Origin of the sequence: Corynebacterium riegelii, from assembly GCF_001263755.1 — a bacterium.
GTDB lineage: Bacteria > Actinomycetota > Actinomycetes > Mycobacteriales > Mycobacteriaceae > Corynebacterium > Corynebacterium riegelii.
The window spans coordinates 864610-882558 of the sequence record NZ_CP012342.1 but is presented as its reverse complement, the minus strand read 5'-3'; the positions used below and the strand labels follow the sequence as shown (position 1 = coordinate 882558).

Here is a 17949-nt window from a genome sequence, read left to right as displayed (position 1 = left end):
TTCAGAACGCAACAGCGAAGAGCTAAAGCACAATGCAGAAGCGAAACGCTAGAGTGTGATGAAAAACGATGGCCTATGGTGTAATTGGCAACACAACGGTTTCTGGTACCGTCATTCTTGGTTCGAGTCCAGGTAGGCCAGCAACAGAATTTCATATTCTGTGTCCTTACGCCCCGTTCGTCTAGCGGCCTAGGACGTCGCCCTCTCACGGCGGTAACACGGGTTCAAATCCCGTACGGGGTACAACATGAAACTCCCGAATCGGTTCACCGGTTCGGGAGTTTTGCTTTGCCGCGCGCGTGTGGCGTTGCAGTGCTAGGGTTATCGCGGCTACAAACCGTCTGTTAGAAACCGTCACAGCATTCATTAGGAGACCGCATGCACCTCGTACGCACTTCCGCTTCCATTACTGCCGCGCTGGGTGTTGCGGCGTTGACGTTGGTGGGCTGCGCGGAGCCGTCGACAAGCGAAAGCCCGACCGCAGCCGAAACCACCGCCACCGGTGAGAAGACCGTGCTGACGCTGTACACCTCCGAGCCGGAGGACAAGGTTGATGAGATCAACCGTGCGTTCACCGAGGAAAACCCGGACATTGAGGTGCAGGTCTACCGCGCGGGTACCGGTGATCTCAACGCCCGTATTGAGGCAGAGCGCACCTCCGGCAAGGTGGAAGCAGACCTGATCTGGGCAGCGGACGCGCCGGCATTCGAAGGCTTTAAGGCAGAAGATCTTCTGGTCAAGTTCAACGACGTGGACACGAGCAATGTGCTCGATGAAGTCGTGGACGCGGAAGGCTTCTACGTGGGCACCCGCCTGATCCCAACCGTGATTGCCTACAACACGGACGTCATTGATCAGGCGGACGCACCGACGTCGTGGGCTGATCTGACTGATTCGAAGTACATGGACAAGATCGTCCTGCCGGACCCGGCCGTTTCTGGCGCTGCGGCGTACAACGCAACGGTGTGGATGAACAATGACAAGCTGGGCGAGGCGTGGGTGACCGACCTGGGTGCAAACAACCCGATGATTGCGGCGTCCAACGGGCCGACCTCCCAGGAGATCGCCGGTGGCGGCCACCCGGTTGGCATTGTGGTGGACTACCTAGTGCGTGACTTAGCGGCCAAGGGCTCTCCAATCAAGGAGGTCTACGCCACCGAGGGCTCGCCGTACATCACCGAGCCGATCGCGGTGTTCAAGGACTCCGCCAACCAGGCAGCCGCGGAGCGCTACATCAACTTCATTCTTTCCGAAAAGGGTCAGAAGATCGCGGTTGAGCAGAACTACCTGCCGGTGATCGAGTCTGCCGGCACCCCGGGCGACGCACCGGCGCTCAAAGACATTGCGCTGATGAACGCTGACTTGGACGTGTTGTCGGAGGACCGTGCGCGTTCCGTGGAGTTCTTCCAGAACGCAATGAACTAACAGCGAGGTGTTGTTGGCTTCGCGTAAAACGCCTGGCATCAGCCTTGCCCGCATAGGGGTGTGGCTGATCGCCGCGGCGGTGTTCATCGCGCCGCTTGCCCTGGTCATTTCCCTTGCGCTGGGTGGTAACCAGATCCCGGTGCTGCTGGAGCAAGGCTTGGGCAAAGCGACGTGGAATTCCGTGTACACCACACTCGCGTCTGCAGTCGGCGCTGTGATCATCGGTGCTGCCATTGCGCTGTTGCTGGAGCGCACCGACGTCAAGGGCACAGGCCTGTTGCGCCTGCTGTTGCTCTCGCCACTTCTGGTGCCGCCGTTTGTCGGCGCGATCTCCTGGCTGCAGCTTTTCGGGCGTAACCAGGGACTCAATGCGTTCTTCGGTCGGCCCTTGTGGGACATTTACGGTGCTGACGGGATCATTTTCTTGATGACGCTGCACTCGTACCCCGTGGTCTACGTCATCGTCGCCGCCGCGCTGCGCTCAATCCCGCCGGACCTGGAGTTAGCGGCGCGCATCGGCGGGGCAGGAAGCGCCACAGTCTTGCGCACGGTGACCATTCCGCTGCTCGTGCCCGCCCTACTGTCCGCGTTTACGCTTACCGCGGTTTCCAACCTGGCGGACTTCGGCATTCCGTCCATTCTGGGTTCGCCGGTGCGTTTTGAAACGCTGGCCACCATGGTCTACCGGTTCATGGAGTCCGGCACCGTAGGAAATCCACTGCAGGTGGTTTCTACCATCGGCGCGCTTTTGATGCTGTTAGGCATTGCAGCCGTGGTGGCGGATTACGTGGTCTCAGGGCGCGCCACATCCACCGTTGAAGGCGGCGGCGCCATGAAGCTCACTCTGGGCAAGGCCACCTGGCCGGTCACCATCACTGCGTGGGCGCTGGCGTTGGCCATTACCCTGGGCCCGATCATGGGGCTGACCTACCGTGCACTCCTGCCAGCACCCGGTGTGCCGTTCACGTTGGACAACATCACGCTAGACAACTTCGCTGCGATGCTTGCCAACCCGCGCGTGCGCGAAGGCTTTGGCAACTCGGTCACGCTCGCACTCGGCGCAGCACTGCTCTGTGGTCTGCTGGGATGGGCGATCGGCGTGCTGGTGACCCGCACACGCGCTCGTAGCAACACGGCGCTGAGCTTGGTCACGCTGTTGCCGGCCGCGCTGCCCGGCTTGATCATTGGCGTGGGCTGGGTGATCATGGGCCGTTACACCGGCATCTATAACACCCGCTGGGTGATCCTGGCAGCCTACGTCTGCGCATTCAGCGCCATGGTGCTGCAGGCTGTGCGCGCGCCGCTGGCGAAGATCCCGACGGCGGTGGAGGAAGCCGCGCAGATCTCCGGTGCGGGGCGCCTGCGAGCCATTTGGGACACCAGTGGGCGCATGGCACTGCCGGCGGTCATTTCAGGTGCGGTTCTGGTCGCCGTGACAGCGGTACGCGAGCTGACCGTGTCCATCCTGCTGGTTGCGCCTGGCAGCACCACCATCGGTGTGCAGTTGTTCAACCTGCAGCAGTCCGGCAACTACAATCAGGCGTCTGCGCTTGCCCTGCTCTTTATGATCATCGGCATTGCGGCGCTTGCGTTCACGGTGCGTAAATCCGGCAAGGAGTGATGATGAGCAACATTGCAATCTCCAACCTCGGCGTCACGTTCGCGGATGGCACTGTGGGCCTTGAGAACATCAACCTCACCGTTCCCAGCGGCGAGTTCATCGCGCTCGTAGGTCCGTCCGGCTCTGGCAAGACCACGCTACTGCGCACCATCGCGGGCTTTATCGAACCGACTGCCGGCACGATCGAGCTCGACGGCCAGGACGTTTCCCACGTACCGCCGGAGAAGCGCCACATGGGCATGGTGTTCCAGCAGCATGCGGTGTGGCCGCACATGACGGTGGGGGAGAACGTGGCGTATCCGTTGCGTCGCGCCGGCATCCCGCGTGCGGAGGCGCAGCAGCTGGTGGAAACAACCTTGGCCACGGTTGGTCTGGATGGCTTTGCCCGCCGCAAGCCGGCCACCTTGTCGGGTGGTCAACGCCAGCGTGTTGCTCTTGCGCGTGCCATTGTGGCATCCCCGAAGCTTCTGCTTTTAGACGAAGCGCTGTCCGCCCTTGACGAACCCTTACGTGACGCGCTGCGCCGCGAACTTGTCGCGCTGACTCGCACCAACCATCTGACCACGGTGCACGTGACGCACGACCGCAAGGAGGCGATCGCGATTGCAGATCGCATTGCCGTGCTTCGTGATGGCCGCCTCGAACAATTCGACACCCCCGACGCCGTTGTCACGCGCCCGGCGACGGCCTGGGTTGCGTCCTTTATGGCCGATGCCACGATCCTCGAAGGCGTGGTGCGCGCAGGCCAGGTGGTCTGTGAGAAGCCGCAGTTGAGCTGGCTGCTTGACGACGCCAACGTCACCACCCACCCCGCCACCAACACAGGAATTGGCACTGGGGCTGATGCTGTTGCTGATGCCGCTGTGACTGTTGCCGTGCTGCCCGCAGATGTACGCGTTGGACCTGTTGGCTCGGAGGCTACTGGCGGCGCTGGCACTGCCGGCAACGCTGTGATTACCTCGGTGCTGTTTGAGGTAACCGGGTATTCGGTGACGTTGGACGCAGATGGCGTGGAGTTCCGCGCACGCATGGGCTTGAACCCACGGCCGGAGGTTGGCGATCAAGTCAGCATGAACGTGGAGCGCATTTTCGTGTTTTAGGCATGTTGACCTCGCGATTTGCTACGTGGTTGCTGTGTCCTTTATTGTTAGCAAGTCGCAAACAAAGCGAGCGCGCCCCGTTCGTCTAGCGGCCTAGGACGTCGCCCTCTCACGGCGGTAACACGGGTTCAAATCCCGTACGGGGTACAACGCAAAACCCTCGATCCGGACTCACTGGGTCGAGGGTTTTTAGGGTTAAACGAGGGTTAATCGACAAGTACGCGGGGGTGTTGAAGCCAAGCCTGATTCAAATTTTGCCGGAGGCGATGGCAACGACACTGCCGGAGTTAGACGCAGTGCAGCAGTGCCCGTGATGATCAGCCCGCATCATCAGGACCGTTTGGTTTAGAAAGGGTGAGCTTTCAATGTGGACGGGATGTAATTCTGGCCTGCAAGCCAAGACGCTGCAGCTGGATTCATTGAAGTCAACAGCCGAAGTGATGCTCTGTGGAACCAGATGACCTCCCTATGGTCCAAGAGTGGTTCCAAATGGTTTGCTCTATTGCGAGCGTGTCGGACAGTATTGGCCCAGTGGTAGATAACCGTGTGGCTCTCGTGATCGTGCCCCCTACTGTTCCTTGCGGAGAAACTGTGCTTAAGGGCGTGTTCCCATAAGTATCTTCGGGGATTAGTCTCCATAGTGGGGTTAAGCGACAAAATGTGTGCTTTTCTCGGCGTGTCGATTTAAGTGACAAAATGTGTGCTTTTCGGGGGTTGGAATGGGCCGGGCCCGGGGTGCTGTGCTGGGGTCATGAGCGTCCTGCCCAGCCGTGTCGGATGGCCCAGGAGGGGTTGAAGTCGGTGTCGATGCCGGTGTCGTAGACTTTCGGCCGGCCGTCGGGTGAGTTGGCTTGGTCGCGTTCACGCATGTGTGCCTGGCGGGCGTGTGCGTAGCCTTTGCGGCCGAAGTCTTGCTCGATTGCTAGCGCCAGCGGGTCATCGTGGTGTTGGGTGTGCAGGTAGAGCCACCAGTCCATGATGATTCGTTGATGTTCGTCAAATGCGCCGCGGTGGGCTCGGGCAAGGTGTTTCAGCTGTGCGTTTATGCCGCCTTCCAGGCTGTTTGTGGTGGTCTTCAGCTCGGTTGTGGTGCGGTGTGGTGGGTTGAGCCAGACGAAGAGGTGGCCTTGTTGGTAGAGACGCTCGAACCGGCGGTAGGCTCTGCGGGCTCTGGGGTGGGTGTACCACCATTGCTGGTTGTCGCGGATGCGTTTTGGGATCTCTTCTGGGGCGACTTGGTTGCGGTAGGTGCGTTGTTTGAGCCAGTCACCGTAGAGGTCATGGAAGCGGTTGAGGCGAAGTACCCAGGTAATTGCCTGGTCACGGGTGGTGATGTGGGTTAGCTGGTTGCCGAGGCGAAGGAGTGCTTTGTGCGCGGTGATTGTTGGTTGGCGTGTGGTGTCTTTGATGGTGTCGCGGCGTACGTGGACGAGGCAGCGTTGGATGGAGGCGTTTGGCCAGCATTGTTTGATGGCCTTGTTTGCGCCACCGGAGCCGTCTGTGGTCACGACTAGGGGTTCGGCGATCAGGTCGAAGAGTTTGGCGTAGTCGTAGGCGGTTTCTCGTGTGCACCAGTGCCAGGCAACGACGTGTTCGCTGGTTGCAGCGACAAGCAGGCATTTTTTGTGGAAGTAGGTGCCGTCAATAAACAGCTGGTCGTAGACGCGGTACGGGTCTGGTTTGCATGGGACGATGATGAACCAGAAGTAGGTGAACCAGCGGATCAATGTGCGCCTGGAGACGTTGTGTGCAGCAGCCACAGCGTCGAGGGGACGCTGGCCGGTGATCCAGTCGATGAAGATGGCAAACCGATATGCGCTGGTCTTAGCCGTGTTCGGGTTGGTGAAGGTGTGCCCGCAGTGTGTACAGCGCCATCGCTGTTTTCCGCTGGAGGTGGTGCCCATTTTCGTGGCGGTGTGCTCGCATGCCGGACATAGGGGCCTGTTGTGTTTTCTCTTCCTGTGTTGAGTTGGCATGCAGCTGGTTTAACAGCTTGCTGTCGTAGCACATCCAACGCCTGAAGTGGTGGACCTTCCGGTCTATGGTCGGGAATCCCGATTCAACGAGCACTCTCCCGCCGTAGGCCCAGGCAGGACCGGGAATTCATATCCAAAAAAGCACACATTTTGTCGCTTAACCCCCATAGTGTTGGGCTGGGGGAGCAGGTAGGTCCACGACCCAAAGGTTAACCCTGCGACTAGGTCATCGTGCGTATACTGGGTTATTGGTTTTTTGAAGTTTCCATGTTCGTCCTTCAAGGCTGGGAGCGCTGACTTCCAGAGCGGACGCTTTCCTGGGCGGTTTATGATCTGGGCTAATCTTGGTGCGGGATCCGTCAGCCAACCTGCTGAATAAGAGTTAACCCGTCCCGGCGTAGTCACTTCTTGTTTTGTATTCCAATCGGTGAGCGCTTGGTCAATTGAGTTGCGGAGCTGTACTTCAACCATGCCTGTAGTTGCGGCCACAGCCCTCGACATGTCGATATTCCATAGGTATAGTTCAAGAGCCTTCCGCCGATCCCCAAAGGCACCGTCGCCTACGCATCCACTCGATCCTGATCAGATCTGGGCCCGCGTAGTTGCCTATAACCAGGCGCACAATCCACAAGCTGCATCCGACATGCTAAACGGCCCCGCGGAAGCGGCAACTTCACACGAGGCCAGCACCGATGACATGGCAGCTCAGCAAGGCGTACCTCCCACCGATGCCCCTACGTTAACGGTGCCTACGACAAATTCAACAAACTATTGGGGCATCCCAGACCAGCTCTGTGTGAGCAAAGATGGCGTTGTACGCGTGTGCGGCTTCGGTCTCTACATTGGCCTGAGGTTTAAAAATCGCAGACTCTACTCCACGGTCACAGTCGATAACATTGCGGAGTTCTACACGGCCCACGATGGTGAATTCCTCTTCAGCGTGCCACTGCCGATCACGTTAAGCCACAGACCAGCAGGTGGTCAGGTCAACATCAACCTCGTCGAAGGAATGAAACATCGCCGACCACCGCAGATGAACCCGAACCTATCCAAACCCCGGCCGAAACGCAGGCTACAACCATGAGCCGCTAGAAGGGTCCAAGAACACCATGGAGTCCGTGTCCAAAAAGAGACCGGACTCCATGTCCAAAAACCCTATGGACATAACAGAGATGCGCTAAGCCTTCCGCACCATTCTGTAAACGATGTTTACAGAATGGTGGAAGCTCGCGTGGGTTGAAAAGAACTGGACGCCTCGACGTTATATCAATCAATGTATATCGCGTACACAATGAACACGGTATGCGATAGGCATACGCGAGTGGCAAGACCAGCCCTGCGCCGCCATCGTTAAGCGTTCGAGGACAGTGGGCAGCGGTGGCGTATGCGGGGTATGTGTCAGGCATATGGTATTCAACAAATTTCTATCTGTTCCGCTGCGGAAACGTCTCACTTATGCGACGATAGAAAACGTTCCATCGCAAATAAATCTTGATGATTCAATCATTTGATTTGAGGATTTCTATGAGGAAAAAAGTGTTTACGCAACATTTTTGCTTCTGCTGCCACAGCAGCACTCCTAGTTTCTTTTCCGGGCGCAGCGAGCGCAGAACCGACAGTCGATAAGGCTCTCAAGATCGCCCAGGATGAGCAGGTCGTTCAGGAATTGGAAGGGATGCCGGAGCTTCCTAAAGCTCCCGAAGAACGTCGCGCACTGCTTGTCGACGCCGGATTCGTTAAATCTGACGAGCGGAGCGAACACGGTTATACGGTGGAGACCTACCGCCTTGAAGATGCCAATGGGGTAGTCATCGAATACGACGTGATTCTCCCGCCCGAGCCGGGAACGATTGTGCCGTTCATCAACTTTGAGTGGGACTGGGGTCCGCGGGTTTACATGACCGGCGCTGAGTTTTGGTCCCTGGGCGCCTCTGGATTTGCTGGCGCATTGTGCTCGGTTTTTGCCGGACCATGGTGGGGAGCCGGCTGTTCCATGGCGGCCACAGCCGCCTGGAACAAAATTGCTGGCAATAACCGGATCCTGTCCGATCAAACTTGCTACGACCTCAGTCAAGCGCTCAACATCGGATGGGAACGAGCTCCCCAAGAGAAGTGCAGTTAGTCTGAAAAAGTGAAAGACTCGCTGCTCACACAAAAGTCCAAGGGGCGTCGATTAGCTATGGCGCTAGCGCTAGTCTCGGTCCTGGGGGCTGGCGTTTACGTGATTGTTTCAAAGGGTTTTTCGGCCTCTGGAGCCGTCCTTTTCGCTGTAACAGCACTTCTGATGCTCTATCTGTGCTGGAAACCAGATCAAAAGGCGGCCCCTTCTGCAGGGGTCATCGCGGTTGGGGCAATTGTTTACGCCTTACCTCCAGGCGTCGTCGTGGCTTCATCTAGCTTCGGCGCGGGGCTGATGATAATCGGAGTGGTAATAGCCGCCTCACGCCTCTTTTAGCGGGCTTTCCACCCTATTTAAGCAGTACCGCCAAACTCTCGGACGCGTTCAAAATGTGCCCCGAGCTAAATCAGGAAACCGGCCCTCTTAGCTCCGAGGGGTTTTCACTTCCTCGCTTTTCGCTCTTGAAAACTGGGGTGTCGCGGTACACGACACGGAACTAGGGAAGTGGTCCATCGAGCACAAGTTTGACCGGGCGCGGTACTTGAAGTCGAAGCACTACGGGTATGGCAACGGGAACGAGTGGCGCACTGTTGCCAGCGGGTACAGCCGGCAAATCGCGGAGGACGAGTTCAAAATCGGGACGGTTGTGAACGACTTGCGACCCATCAGCGCGAAAGGCGGGACAATCCTCTTGCCGGTTCCGATGGAGCTGAAAGAAGCGTGGAAAGACGTTCTGCCGAGCCAAGCAATGGTGGAGGGCCGGCTAAGCAAGGCGGAAAGTGACGAGTGGTTTGCCAACTTGAAGCGACGTCGGGAGTGGCTCAACTAACCAGTCGAACGTACCATATGCAGCGTGACCAGCATATGCTGTGAGCATATGCGACGCAGCCAACCCGGCGCTAGCACGCGCAAGCATATGAGGGCCGGCAAGCGTAGCCATGAGCCAGCAGTGGTTTGGAACGTGTTGGAGGACGACGGCTAGCGCAGGGCAGTAAACCGGCCTGGGTTGGTGAGAGGGCATGATGTAACACAGGAGGAACATCATGGCTATCAGCCCTTACGACCAGGAGACCCGCCAGCGGGCGGTGCGCCTGTATTTCGAGGAGCTCGCTGACGGCGCTTCATCCAAGGCAGCCGCACTACGCGCTGTCGAAGCTGTCATCGGCATCAAAACATCGACTATCCGCAACTGGGTACGCGCAGAAGAGAAGAAGGTAGACGCCGCCGTCGAGCAATCCGATGCCGAGAAAGACGCGGAACTTATCACCCTGCGCAAGGAAAATGCCCGGCTCAAAGAAGCCAACGAGATCCTGAAACTGGCCTCAGCTTTTTTCGCCCAGGCGGAGCTCGACCGCAAACTAAAGTGATTGTGGACTTCCTCCGCACTCACCGGCACCTGTATTCCATCGAGCGGATGTGCCGCGTGCTCAATGAGCATGAATACGCTATTTCACCAGCAACGTTCTACCGCTTCCAGGCCCGTGGTTTCGGGCCCACCCCTGCCGAGCTGGATGAGGCTTACACCGCGCACCGGCTCTTTGAGCTGTGGCGGGCCAATCGGCGGGTTACGGGCGACGAAAACTATGGAAAGCCGCCCACCGGGCAGGCTGGAACATCGGCCGTGACCAGGTGCAACGCCTCATGAATATCCTTGGAATCGCGGGTGTACTCCGACGCAAGACCACACGCACCACCGTTGCTGATCCCTCCGCCGAGCGTTTCCCGGATCGTATTCAACGGGCCTGGTCGCAGGCTCAGCGTCCCGATCAGTGGTGGGTCGCGGATTTCACGTATGTGCACACCAGTTGCGGTTTCAGCTACGTGGCTTTTGTCACCGACGTGTTCACCCGTGAGATCCTAGCGCAGGGCGTATGTCGTGGACACCCGAGCCACGAAATCTTTGGTCATCCGTGCGCTGCGACAGGCACTGGCGATACGCCAGCGCCAGGACCCGTACTTTGATTCGGCCGGGGTGATCCATCACTCGGATGCGGGCTCACAGTACACCTCCACAGATCTCCGCCGACTGCTGGCCGTCCACCAAATGGACGGGTCCATCGGCACCGTCGGCGACGCCTACGACAACGGTCTGATGGAGTCAACGATCGGGCTGTACAAGTCAGAACTCATTGATTTCGAAGCGGGGACGTGGACGAACTGGAGTGAGGTGGAACGCGCCACAGCCGGATGGGTCCACTGGTATAATCACGAGCGGTTGCATTCCTCGCTCGGGCATATCCCGCCGATCGAGCACTACACCAACTACCAACGAGAAAACCACGCAGGCCTTCACGCCGCGTAACACGCCACTCTCAAAAAGTCAGGCCGATCCAATCATTTCCTGCCCGTGCTTTATATGTTTCAAATCGAGGATCCGACAAGGCTTCCACGAGAGAATCGATAGTTTGCTTTTTCATAAGATCTGTCTTACACTAAGGGTCATAAGATGGGTTAAAAACCGTAAATATTGGGAAACCCGCCGACATTGCTCGGCGGGTTTCCTTTTTCCGGAGCAAATCCGTGGAACACCAGGGGGTTGGATTCTTGTTTTCCAAGGCGTCGGCTGTGTTTTCGGGTTGGAGGTGGGTTTAGCGGCCGCGGAGCCCGTCGTCGATTGTCCAGCCGGCCAGCATGTTGTCCATGGTCTGGTTGTATAGCGCGTACTGGTGAGCTTGTTGCTGTTGACACCGAATGGCGGCGTTTTGCGCGGCTTGCTCTTGGCGCATCGCAGCGTTGTGAGCGCGAAGTTCTTCGGTCTGCTGCTTTTGGAGCCGTTCAACGATGTACAGATGCAGCGCATCGGAAACCGTGTTCGCGCGGTGGTTTTCGATGTGTGCAATAACCGCTGCCATTCGTTCCGGTGATGCCTGGTTCGCAGGAAAAAACCGTCAGCATTAGCAATCTGGAAGGCCTGCACTGCTGCTCGCTTTTCCCGGGCATAGCGGGGAAGCGAGTGCTGCGAGGGCAAGCAGCAAGCACAATGCACGCTTCGTGTCTTGGAACGATAGGAAGCGGATGTCCGTCACAATCCACGCCATCAGATACGCGAAGCCGATGGCATAAACCGGAAACCAAAAGGTCGGGTCTGGCTTTACCATCGTGATAAGCGAGCGCTTCTCGGGAGCCCTCATGTTTTGATTCTCGGCCATGCGGTTCTGGGCCCGTACGATGGACTCATCAGCTTGGTAGGCCTTTAATCAGAGCTGGTGCAGATGCCTCGGGCGTTGGAGTAGGGGTGCGCGATAGTTCGCGGAGCCTCCAGAGGAGGATTTAGCGGTAAAAGGCAGCAGTTGTGCTGTACGCGGAGTGCACAGTGGCGGAGAAATTCAGCACCAGCACGCAAGTACTTTCCCTCACATCCCTAAAGCTCTTGCGTGGTACAGATCTGGTTTGCAGTGGTCGATTCGTGGGGTTCGGCGCTGCGGTCGTATTCGTCCGGGTTGAATTCGACCGAGTCGATGATCTTCTCGATCTCTTTATCGGACAAAGTGGTGGCCGCGATCTCGAGGCCAGCGGCACCATCGGCGCCGGAGGAGACGAATACCCATGCGCCTTGACGGTCTCACCTTTGGAGCCGTTGGTGGTCCAGGTGTTCAGCTTGGCTTCATCAGCGTTTTTGATCTTGAGATCGCGGGATTCGCCGAGTTCAAACTCTTTGCCGTGTGGTGCTGAACATGGCGTTCGCTTCGAAGTAGCCCATGGTTGCCATGGCGGTGGAGCCCTGCCCTTGGTTGGAGCTCATACGGGCGATGTCCGTGGGGTTTTCTTGGTCATTGGCCTATGATGTGGTGAATCCGTTCATGGTGGGCTTGAAGTTGGGGTTCTCGGTCCAGCCTTCTGGAAGCTCGATAGAGATGCGGCCTTCTTGGACGCGCTGCATGCCCTTGGTGTCGGACTGAGAGGAGTCTTCCGAAGCCTGGACGTTGTCAGATTCGGCGGAGTCGGCGGCATCGTCGGAATCGCCCAGGCTTCATGAGCTCAGCAGGGCGGCGGAGGTGAGAAGAACGGTGATTTTGGCTGCGATGGAAGCTGGATTCATGTTTCTCTCCAAGGTTCGGCTTTTGCCATGCGGGTAATGGGGAAGGTGAGCTGTGTCTCGTTAACTGAACGGGCGCACGGAAGGATGCAGCTAGGCTTTTGCCTATGAAACCTGAAGCGATTCTTGGAAGCTTGCTCGCCGGCGCGATAGGCATTCCAGTACTGACGGTGTTGCTCAACAGCGTCATTGATGATCCGGAGTACTGGTCGGCGATCAGCGCGGTGACTATGGCGGTGGGAGCGACGTTGGTTACCGCGTGGATTGGTGTCCTTGGTGTGTACCTTCTCGTGGTCTCACGCAGGGAGCCAGTGGGCACCGGCGTTTTGGTTACAGCCTTGGTGGGTGGCGCAATGCTGCTCATCGGGTTCGGTTCGACAGCGCTTGCCTCGTGGGAAGAAGTGCAGGCGGGTCAGGCGCTGCCGATCATTAATCTCTTCATTTTCTTGATTCCGTTGGGGCTCGTCGTCGTGGCCGTTGCCTTTCTTATGGCTTTGGTCAGCAAGAAACGGAGTTAGATGCCCACCATCACAATGATCTGAACCAGCACGTTGTTACATATGTGCAGGATGACACCGGCCCACAGTGAGCGGTGCCACCGGGTGACCAGGGCGAAGGACAGGCCAGCGAAGAACGTGTAGACGATCGCAGCCGGCGCGACATGCGCGAGACCTAACACGAGCGATGAGAGCAGCACGCTGGCGGCCGCGGGCATGATGTTGCGACCGGCTATTTAGTAACAGTGTCGTGAGTATCCGGTAGCTGCTGCTTCATCATTCGGGTGCTGCGTGGGCTGGAAAAGTGGTTTATGACGGACTATCGCACGTCATGAGAGCGCTCGATGGAGCACGTGAATACGAGCCTGTCGACTGCAAGCACTTGGACGTATGGATGGGGCGGATAGGTGGGCTTCTCGCCGCAGTACCACTAAGAATGAAGATTCATTTATATACCCTGGCGTCCTTTGCACGGTCGGACGACAGCTCATCGCCTAGCCTGGTCGAGGGAGGTGGTGGCTCTTTCTTTCATGATGACCGGGTACGAAATCAAAGTTGATGCATTCAGGCTAGGGGGATTAACGGCGAATTACTGGAACTCGAACTCAACCGTGGCGTCGGGATCAACGGCGTGGATGATGCCCCCGTAGAAGTTCTCAGCCTGATCCTTCAGCAGCTCAAGGTTCATCTGGATGTGTTCCTCACGCTTCTCCTCATTCAGTACCTCGTTGATGCCTTCCGCGACATCAATATCTGCTGTAACGAAGCTCAACACCTTGCCATGTTCATGCACAGTCTTGAACTCTGGGTCCGAGAAGCCAAGGAACTTAAAGGGTGGAATCGTCAGCTTGAAGTGATCGGGAGCAACCTCCTCGATGTGTACGTCCTTGCCGTCAATCCCCAGCTTGGCGGTGAACTGGTATTGGAGGATGTTTACCTTTTGGCTGCCGGGGATGCCCCATTTGAACAGCTTCGCAGCGTTTTCGGTGGTGTGCAGACCCTGGGTAGCAGTGGAGACCAGCACGATTTCTTCACGACGCTCCACCGCATGAATCACCTCCGAGCTGTCCGTTTCAGTGACAGTTTGTACCGGAGAGCCGAGAAAATTCGACGAACCCAGCAGGAACCCGCCGCCCAGCAAAGCGACAACTAGGACGAGCGCACTGACAACAGACAGGAGCTTTTTGGTCATAGTCTCATCCTCGTATACAGGGGCGTAACTGCCAAAACCACAGTATTCGAACACATGAGCCCTCGCTGTATGAGGTGTGTGTCGTGCGTTCTTAGACTTGTGTATGTTCCCGAAAAGAAAGGGGTCTTACATATGGCCGAAACCTTCACCGCATCCCCGCGGCTTATCCAAGCAATCAACATCGCTGCGTGGGCGCACCGCGGGCATGTGCGCAAAGGCACGGAAATTCCTTACGTCTCTCACGTGTTCGGTGTCATGCATTTGCTGTCACAGGTGACTGATGATGAAGACGTGCTCATTGCAGGACTCTTCCACGACATTTTGGAAGATGTGCCTGAGGAGTACTCGGCGGAGCAGATGGAGCAGGACTTCGGACCGCGTGTACTCACACTGGTCCAGGGCGTGACCAAGGATGACACATTGTCGGGCTGGCAGGAGCGCGCCGATGCCTACCTGGCTCACCTTGAACAGGCGGAAGAAGGCAGCGTGCTGGTCTCCGCAGCGGATAAGCTGCACAACTTGCTGTCCATCCTGGCGGACCACCAAGCAATCGGCGAGGAGCTGTGGCTTCGCTTCAACTCTGGCAAGGAACGCCAGCAGTGGTGGTACGGCGCGATTTATCAGGTAGCGCAGCAGCGCCTACCCGGAAACGCACTTGTAGAAGAGCTTGGGTTCCGAGTGCGCGAGCTGCGCGCGCTCTAACGCGAAGCCGCTGGGTGGCGCAGCCGCAGGGACAGGCCTACAGCGCGGCTTCGAGCTGCTTTCGGGCAGCCAACAGGTCCTTGCCCCATTTGTCAGCGGGTGAGGGCTTGAGGCGCTCTGCAGGGCCGGAGATAGACAACACCGCGACCAGTGCGCCGTCGGGCTGGAAGATTGGGGTGGAGACTGAAGCCAGGCCCACTTCGCGTTCGGCGACGGACTCCGCATAGCCGTCGGCGCGGACTTGTTCGAGGTCGGCGGGGTCAAATGGGGTGTCGATAGGCGAATGTGCTGCAAAGACGCGGGCGGCAGAGCCGGCGGAAAGTGAAAGCCGCGAGCCGACCGGCACCACATTGTGCAAGCCGGAATCGGGTTCCTCGGCGGCGATGCACGTGCGGGTATCGCCCGTGAGCTCGTAGAGCTGCACCGATTCACCAGTTGCGGCAACTAAGTCGCGCATCACGGGTGTAGCTGCGCCGATGAGGTGGGGCGAGGTGCCTGTGGAAAAACGTGCAAGTGCTGGACCGATGGTCCACGCGCCTTGCTCGGTGCGTGCAAGGATGTGATGCACTTCGAGAGCGGTGGCAATGCGGTGCGCGGTGGCGCGCGGCAGGCCTGTGTCGGTGCTGAGTGCGGCCAGGGTCTTATCGCCCCTGCTTACCGCGCGGATGATGGCTACGGAGCGGTCGAGAACCTTGATGCCCGAGTCTTCGCTATACTGTCTCACATCATGGATAGTAGCATCTCGCATGCTGGAATCGGAGAAGGAGAATGCTATGGCTGAAACCTCGGCTACAACACCGCTGACACTGGCCGAGAAAGTGTGGCGCGACCACGTCGTGACCAAGGGCGAAAACGGTGAGCCTGACCTCATCTACATTGACTTCCAGCTCCTGCACGAGGTTACCTCACCGCAGGCGTTTGACGGCCTGCGCATGAGCGGACGCACCATGCGTCACCCGGAGCTGCACCTGGCTACGGAAGACCACAACGTGCCAACGGAAGGCATTATCAGCGGCAACCTGCTGGAGATCTCCGAGCCTACGTCGCGTACCCAGGTGGAAACACTGCGGAAGAACTGCGAAGAGTTTGGCGTGCGCCTGCACCCAATGGGTGACGTAAAGCAAGGCATTGTGCACACCGTTGGCCCGCAGCTTGGCATCACGCAGCCGGGCATGACCATCGTGTGCGGTGACTCGCACACCTCCACCCACGGCGCGTTTGGTTCTATCGCCATGGGCATTGGTACGTCCGAGGTGGAGCACGTCATGGCCACCCAGACGTTGTCGCTGAAGCCTTTTAAGACGATGGCGATTGAGGTCACCGGCGAGCTGGCCGAAGGGGTCACCGCCAAGGACCTGATCTTGGCCATCATTGCCAAGATTGGCACCGGAGGCGGCCAAGGCCACATCATTGAGTACCGCGGTGAAGCCATTGAGAAGCTCTCAATGGAAGCACGCATGACTATCTGCAACATGTCCATCGAAGCTGGCGCACGCGCCGGCATGGTGGCGCCGGATGAGAAGACGTTTGCATACGTCAAGGGCCGCGAGTTTGCGCCCAAGGGTGCGGACTGGGACGCAGCGGTGGAGTACTGGAAGACGCTGCCGACTGATGAGGGCGCAACCTTTGACACCGTCGTAGAGATCGACGGCTCCAGCCTGACCCCCTTTGTCACCTGGGGCACCAACCCGGGCCAGGGCCTGCCGCTTGGTGCGAATGTGCCGGATCCGGAGGACTTTGGTGATGAGGCCTCCAAGCAGGCTGCAGCCAAGGCGCTGAAGTACATGGACCTGATGCCGGGCACCCCGCTGCGTGAGATCGCAATCGATACGGTCTTCCTCGGCTCTTGCACCAACGCCCGTATTGAGGACTTGCGTGCTGCTGCCGAGGTGGTGAAGGGCCGCACCATCGCGGAAGGCACTCGCATGCTCGTTGTGCCGTCTTCCACCATGGTCAAGCAGCAGGCAGAGGAGGAAGGTCTCGACGTAATCTTCACCGAGTTCGGTGCTGAATGGCGTACCGCCGGCTGCTCCATGTGCTTGGGCATGAACCCGGATCAACTCGCACCGGGGGAGCGCTCCGCGTCTACCTCCAACCGCAACTTCGAAGGCCGTCAAGGACCGGGTGGACGCACCCACCTGGTTTCCCCACTGGTCGCCGCAGCTACCGCGGTGACCGGCCACCTTGCAAGCCCCGCTGACCTGTAGAAGGAGATTTCAACCATGGAGAAATTCACCACCCACGTCGGCGTCGGCGTGCCGCTGACCCGTACCAACGTAGACACTGACCAGATCATTCCGGCGCGCTACCTCAAGCGCGTATCTCGCACCGGTTTTGAGGATGGTCTGTTTTCCAACTGGCGCGAAAACGAGGCAGACTTTGTGCTCAACCAGGATGCGTTTAAGAACGGCTCCGTCCTGTTCGCCGGCGAGGATTTCGGCACCGGCTCCTCGCGTGAGCACGCTGTCTGGGCGCTCATGGATTACGGTTTCCGTGCCGTGTTCAGCCCACGCTTTGCGGATATTTTCCGCGGCAACTCCGGCAAGGCCGGTCTGCTCGCAGGCATCATGAGCGAATCCGACATTGAGCTGATTTGGAAGCAGCTTGAGCAGCAGCCAGGCCTTGAGGTCACCGTCTCACTGGAAGACCGCACGGTCACGGTGGGGGAGAACACCTACACCTTTGACATCGATGACTACACGCGTTGGCGTCTCATGGAAGGCCTGGACGATATTGGGCTGACGCTTCGCAACGAGGAGGCGATTGCCTCCTACGAGGCGTCGCGCCCGTCGTTTAAGCCTGCTGTTGTGCCTGAGTAACTTGCTGGTGCACGTCGGGGGCGAACGTCTCTAAGAAGGCCAAGCAGGTGTTGACCACCCCGTCGATGGCGCTGGTCAGGTGCGCGCGGAACTGCTCTTCGGTGTAATCCCAGTAGCCCGGCATGGTGTACGCCACGCCAAGGGCTGCTAGGTCATTTTCCTTGTCCTGAAATGCAGAGACCGAAGGGTAGGCGTTGTTGAGGTTGTAGTCGCGCGCCCACGCCATAAGTTTCTCGAAGCGGTCCGCCTTGACCGCGTCAACGGCCACGGTGGTTGCCACGATCACGTTCGGGGCGAGGAACTTCACCTGCATGCCAATGCCGCTAAACCCAGTCTGCAACGTCTGGGTTTTTTCGTTGGCGTCATACTGCCAGCCAAGCTCATCAAAAGCCTTGGTGGCGCGCTCAAACGATAGCGGGGTAAACGTCTCAGTAGTCTCGGGTGTCTCAGTTGCCATGGTGC

General features: G+C 58.3%; 17 protein-coding genes, 3 tRNA genes and 1 pseudogene. 15 read left to right on the top strand and 6 right to left on the bottom strand.

What is annotated here, in order from left to right; all coding sequences use genetic code 11:
* Positions 1-69 precede the first annotated feature (69 nt).
* From AK829_RS04245 to AK829_RS04220, 6 genes are all read left to right on the top strand, one after another.
* Positions 70-141 (top strand) — tRNA-Gln (locus AK829_RS04245).
* Between the two features lie 29 nt (positions 142-170).
* Positions 171-243: transfer RNA gene (locus tag AK829_RS04240), tRNA-Glu, on the top strand.
* Between the two features lie 135 nt (positions 244-378).
* Positions 379-1425 carry an ABC transporter substrate-binding protein gene (locus tag AK829_RS04235; protein WP_052204554.1) on the top strand — a complete coding sequence of 349 codons (1047 nt, stop codon included), beginning with the start codon at positions 379-381 and terminating at the stop codon, positions 1423-1425.
* A 13-nt stretch (positions 1426-1438) separates the two neighbouring features.
* A complete protein-coding gene (locus AK829_RS04230; RefSeq protein WP_052206371.1) occupies positions 1439-3046 on the top strand; it encodes an ABC transporter permease in 1608 nt (535 codons plus the stop codon).
* A 2-nt stretch (positions 3047-3048) separates the two neighbouring features.
* Positions 3049-4146 (top strand): ABC transporter ATP-binding protein, encoded by a 1098-nt coding sequence (locus AK829_RS04225; RefSeq protein ID WP_052204551.1) that lies wholly within the window; start codon positions 3049-3051, stop codon positions 4144-4146.
* Positions 4147-4220: 74 nt separating this feature from the next.
* Positions 4221-4293 (top strand) — tRNA-Glu (locus tag AK829_RS04220).
* Positions 4294-4895: 602 nt separating this feature from the next.
* Here AK829_RS04220 and AK829_RS04215 read toward each other — a convergent pair.
* The gene (locus AK829_RS04215; protein WP_083439740.1) at positions 4896-6122 is read right to left on the bottom strand and encodes an IS1249 family transposase; all 1227 of its coding nucleotides are present in this window, start codon (positions 6120-6122) and stop codon (positions 4896-4898) included.
* A gap of 697 nt (positions 6123-6819) precedes the next feature.
* On the opposite strand from AK829_RS04215, the gene AK829_RS12120 reads away from it, so the two are divergent.
* The 4 genes and pseudogenes from AK829_RS12120 to AK829_RS12115 all read left to right on the top strand — a co-directional run bounded on the left by AK829_RS12120 (position 6820) and on the right by AK829_RS12115 (position 10543).
* Positions 6820-7206: a hypothetical protein gene (locus AK829_RS12120; protein WP_232297749.1), complete on the top strand. Its 387-nt coding sequence runs from the start codon at positions 6820-6822 to the stop codon at positions 7204-7206.
* 591 nt (positions 7207-7797) lie between these two features.
* Positions 7798-8244 carry a hypothetical protein gene (locus tag AK829_RS04210; RefSeq protein WP_052204549.1) on the top strand — a complete coding sequence of 149 codons (447 nt, stop codon included), beginning with the start codon at positions 7798-7800 and terminating at the stop codon, positions 8242-8244.
* Between the two features lie 643 nt (positions 8245-8887).
* Positions 8888-9070 carry a hypothetical protein gene (locus AK829_RS12405; RefSeq protein ID WP_157045287.1) on the top strand — a complete coding sequence of 61 codons (183 nt, stop codon included), beginning with the start codon at positions 8888-8890 and terminating at the stop codon, positions 9068-9070.
* Positions 9071-9281: 211 nt separating this feature from the next.
* Positions 9282-10543: pseudogene (locus tag AK829_RS12115) on the top strand (IS3 family transposase).
* 286 nt (positions 10544-10829) lie between these two features.
* On the opposite strand, the gene AK829_RS04180 reads toward AK829_RS12115, so the two are convergent.
* Complete coding sequence (locus tag AK829_RS04180) at positions 10830-11093, bottom strand: hypothetical protein (RefSeq protein WP_052204542.1); 264 nt, start codon at positions 11091-11093, stop codon at positions 10830-10832.
* Between the two features lie 694 nt (positions 11094-11787).
* Between AK829_RS04180 and AK829_RS12850 the strand changes: the two genes are divergently transcribed.
* Positions 11788-11913 (top strand): hypothetical protein, encoded by a 126-nt coding sequence (locus AK829_RS12850; RefSeq protein WP_269090331.1) that lies wholly within the window; start codon positions 11788-11790, stop codon positions 11911-11913.
* Between the two features lie 471 nt (positions 11914-12384).
* The gene (locus AK829_RS04165) at positions 12385-12795 is read left to right on the top strand and encodes a hypothetical protein (RefSeq protein WP_052204537.1); all 411 of its coding nucleotides are present in this window, start codon (positions 12385-12387) and stop codon (positions 12793-12795) included.
* On the opposite strand, the gene AK829_RS04160 is transcribed toward AK829_RS04165, so the two are convergent.
* Both AK829_RS04160 and AK829_RS04155 read right to left on the bottom strand, forming a co-directional pair.
* Complete coding sequence (locus AK829_RS04160) at positions 12792-12992, bottom strand: CPBP family glutamic-type intramembrane protease (protein ID WP_052204535.1); 201 nt, start codon at positions 12990-12992, stop codon at positions 12792-12794. The genes AK829_RS04165 and AK829_RS04160 overlap by 4 nt on opposite strands.
* A 371-nt stretch (positions 12993-13363) precedes the next feature.
* Entirely contained in the window at positions 13364-13966 is a 603-nt protein-coding gene (locus AK829_RS04155; RefSeq protein ID WP_052204534.1) for a hypothetical protein, read from the bottom strand.
* A 132-nt stretch (positions 13967-14098) separates the two neighbouring features.
* Here AK829_RS04155 and AK829_RS04150 point away from each other — a divergent pair, with 132 nt between their 5' ends.
* The gene (locus AK829_RS04150; protein ID WP_052204533.1) at positions 14099-14668 is read left to right on the top strand and encodes an HD domain-containing protein; all 570 of its coding nucleotides are present in this window, start codon (positions 14099-14101) and stop codon (positions 14666-14668) included.
* 37 nt (positions 14669-14705) lie between these two features.
* Here the strand turns inward: AK829_RS04150 and AK829_RS04145 are convergent, their stop codons facing one another.
* Positions 14706-15416, bottom strand: coding sequence for an IclR family transcriptional regulator (locus AK829_RS04145; RefSeq protein WP_052204531.1), 711 nt, complete (start codon positions 15414-15416; stop codon positions 14706-14708).
* A gap of 25 nt (positions 15417-15441) precedes the next feature.
* On the opposite strand from AK829_RS04145, the gene leuC reads away from it, so the two are divergent.
* Entirely contained in the window at positions 15442-16875 is a 1434-nt protein-coding gene (leuC, locus tag AK829_RS04140; RefSeq protein ID WP_052206368.1) for a 3-isopropylmalate dehydratase large subunit, read from the top strand.
* A 15-nt stretch (positions 16876-16890) separates the two neighbouring features.
* Entirely contained in the window at positions 16891-17487 is a 597-nt protein-coding gene (gene leuD, locus AK829_RS04135) for a 3-isopropylmalate dehydratase small subunit (RefSeq protein ID WP_052204528.1), read from the top strand.
* On the opposite strand, the gene AK829_RS04130 is transcribed toward leuD, so the two are convergent.
* Positions 17462-17944 carry a hypothetical protein gene (locus AK829_RS04130; protein WP_052204525.1) on the bottom strand — a complete coding sequence of 161 codons (483 nt, stop codon included), beginning with the start codon at positions 17942-17944 and terminating at the stop codon, positions 17462-17464. The two genes, leuD and AK829_RS04130, sit on opposite strands and share 26 nt — an antisense overlap.
* Positions 17945-17949: the final 5 nt, after the last annotated feature.

Coding starts and splice junctions, on each gene's coding strand:
- AK829_RS04235 (WP_052204554.1), top strand. CDS start 379: ATGCACCTCGTACGCACTTCCGCTTCCATTACTGCCGCGCTGGGTGTT.
- leuC (WP_052206368.1), top strand. CDS start 15,442: ATGGCTGAAACCTCGGCTACAACACCGCTGACACTGGCCGAGAAAGTG.
- AK829_RS12850 (WP_269090331.1), top strand. CDS start 11,788: ATGCGCCTTGACGGTCTCACCTTTGGAGCCGTTGGTGGTCCAGGTGTT.
- AK829_RS04130 (WP_052204525.1), bottom strand. CDS start 17,944: ATGGCAACTGAGACACCCGAGACTACTGAGACGTTTACCCCGCTATCG.
- AK829_RS04160 (WP_052204535.1), bottom strand. CDS start 12,992: ATGCCCGCGGCCGCCAGCGTGCTGCTCTCATCGCTCGTGTTAGGTCTC.
- AK829_RS04150 (WP_052204533.1), top strand. CDS start 14,099: ATGGCCGAAACCTTCACCGCATCCCCGCGGCTTATCCAAGCAATCAAC.
- AK829_RS04145 (WP_052204531.1), bottom strand. CDS start 15,416: ATGCGAGATGCTACTATCCATGATGTGAGACAGTATAGCGAAGACTCG.
- AK829_RS04225 (WP_052204551.1), top strand. CDS start 3,049: ATGAGCAACATTGCAATCTCCAACCTCGGCGTCACGTTCGCGGATGGC.
- AK829_RS04165 (WP_052204537.1), top strand. CDS start 12,385: ATGAAACCTGAAGCGATTCTTGGAAGCTTGCTCGCCGGCGCGATAGGC.
- AK829_RS04210 (WP_052204549.1), top strand. CDS start 7,798: ATGCCGGAGCTTCCTAAAGCTCCCGAAGAACGTCGCGCACTGCTTGTC.
- AK829_RS04155 (WP_052204534.1), bottom strand. CDS start 13,966: ATGACCAAAAAGCTCCTGTCTGTTGTCAGTGCGCTCGTCCTAGTTGTC.
- leuD (WP_052204528.1), top strand. CDS start 16,891: ATGGAGAAATTCACCACCCACGTCGGCGTCGGCGTGCCGCTGACCCGT.
- AK829_RS04215 (WP_083439740.1), bottom strand. CDS start 6,122: ATGCCAACTCAACACAGGAAGAGAAAACACAACAGGCCCCTATGTCCG.
- AK829_RS04180 (WP_052204542.1), bottom strand. CDS start 11,093: ATGGCAGCGGTTATTGCACACATCGAAAACCACCGCGCGAACACGGTT.
- AK829_RS12120 (WP_232297749.1), top strand. CDS start 6,820: ATGGCAGCTCAGCAAGGCGTACCTCCCACCGATGCCCCTACGTTAACG.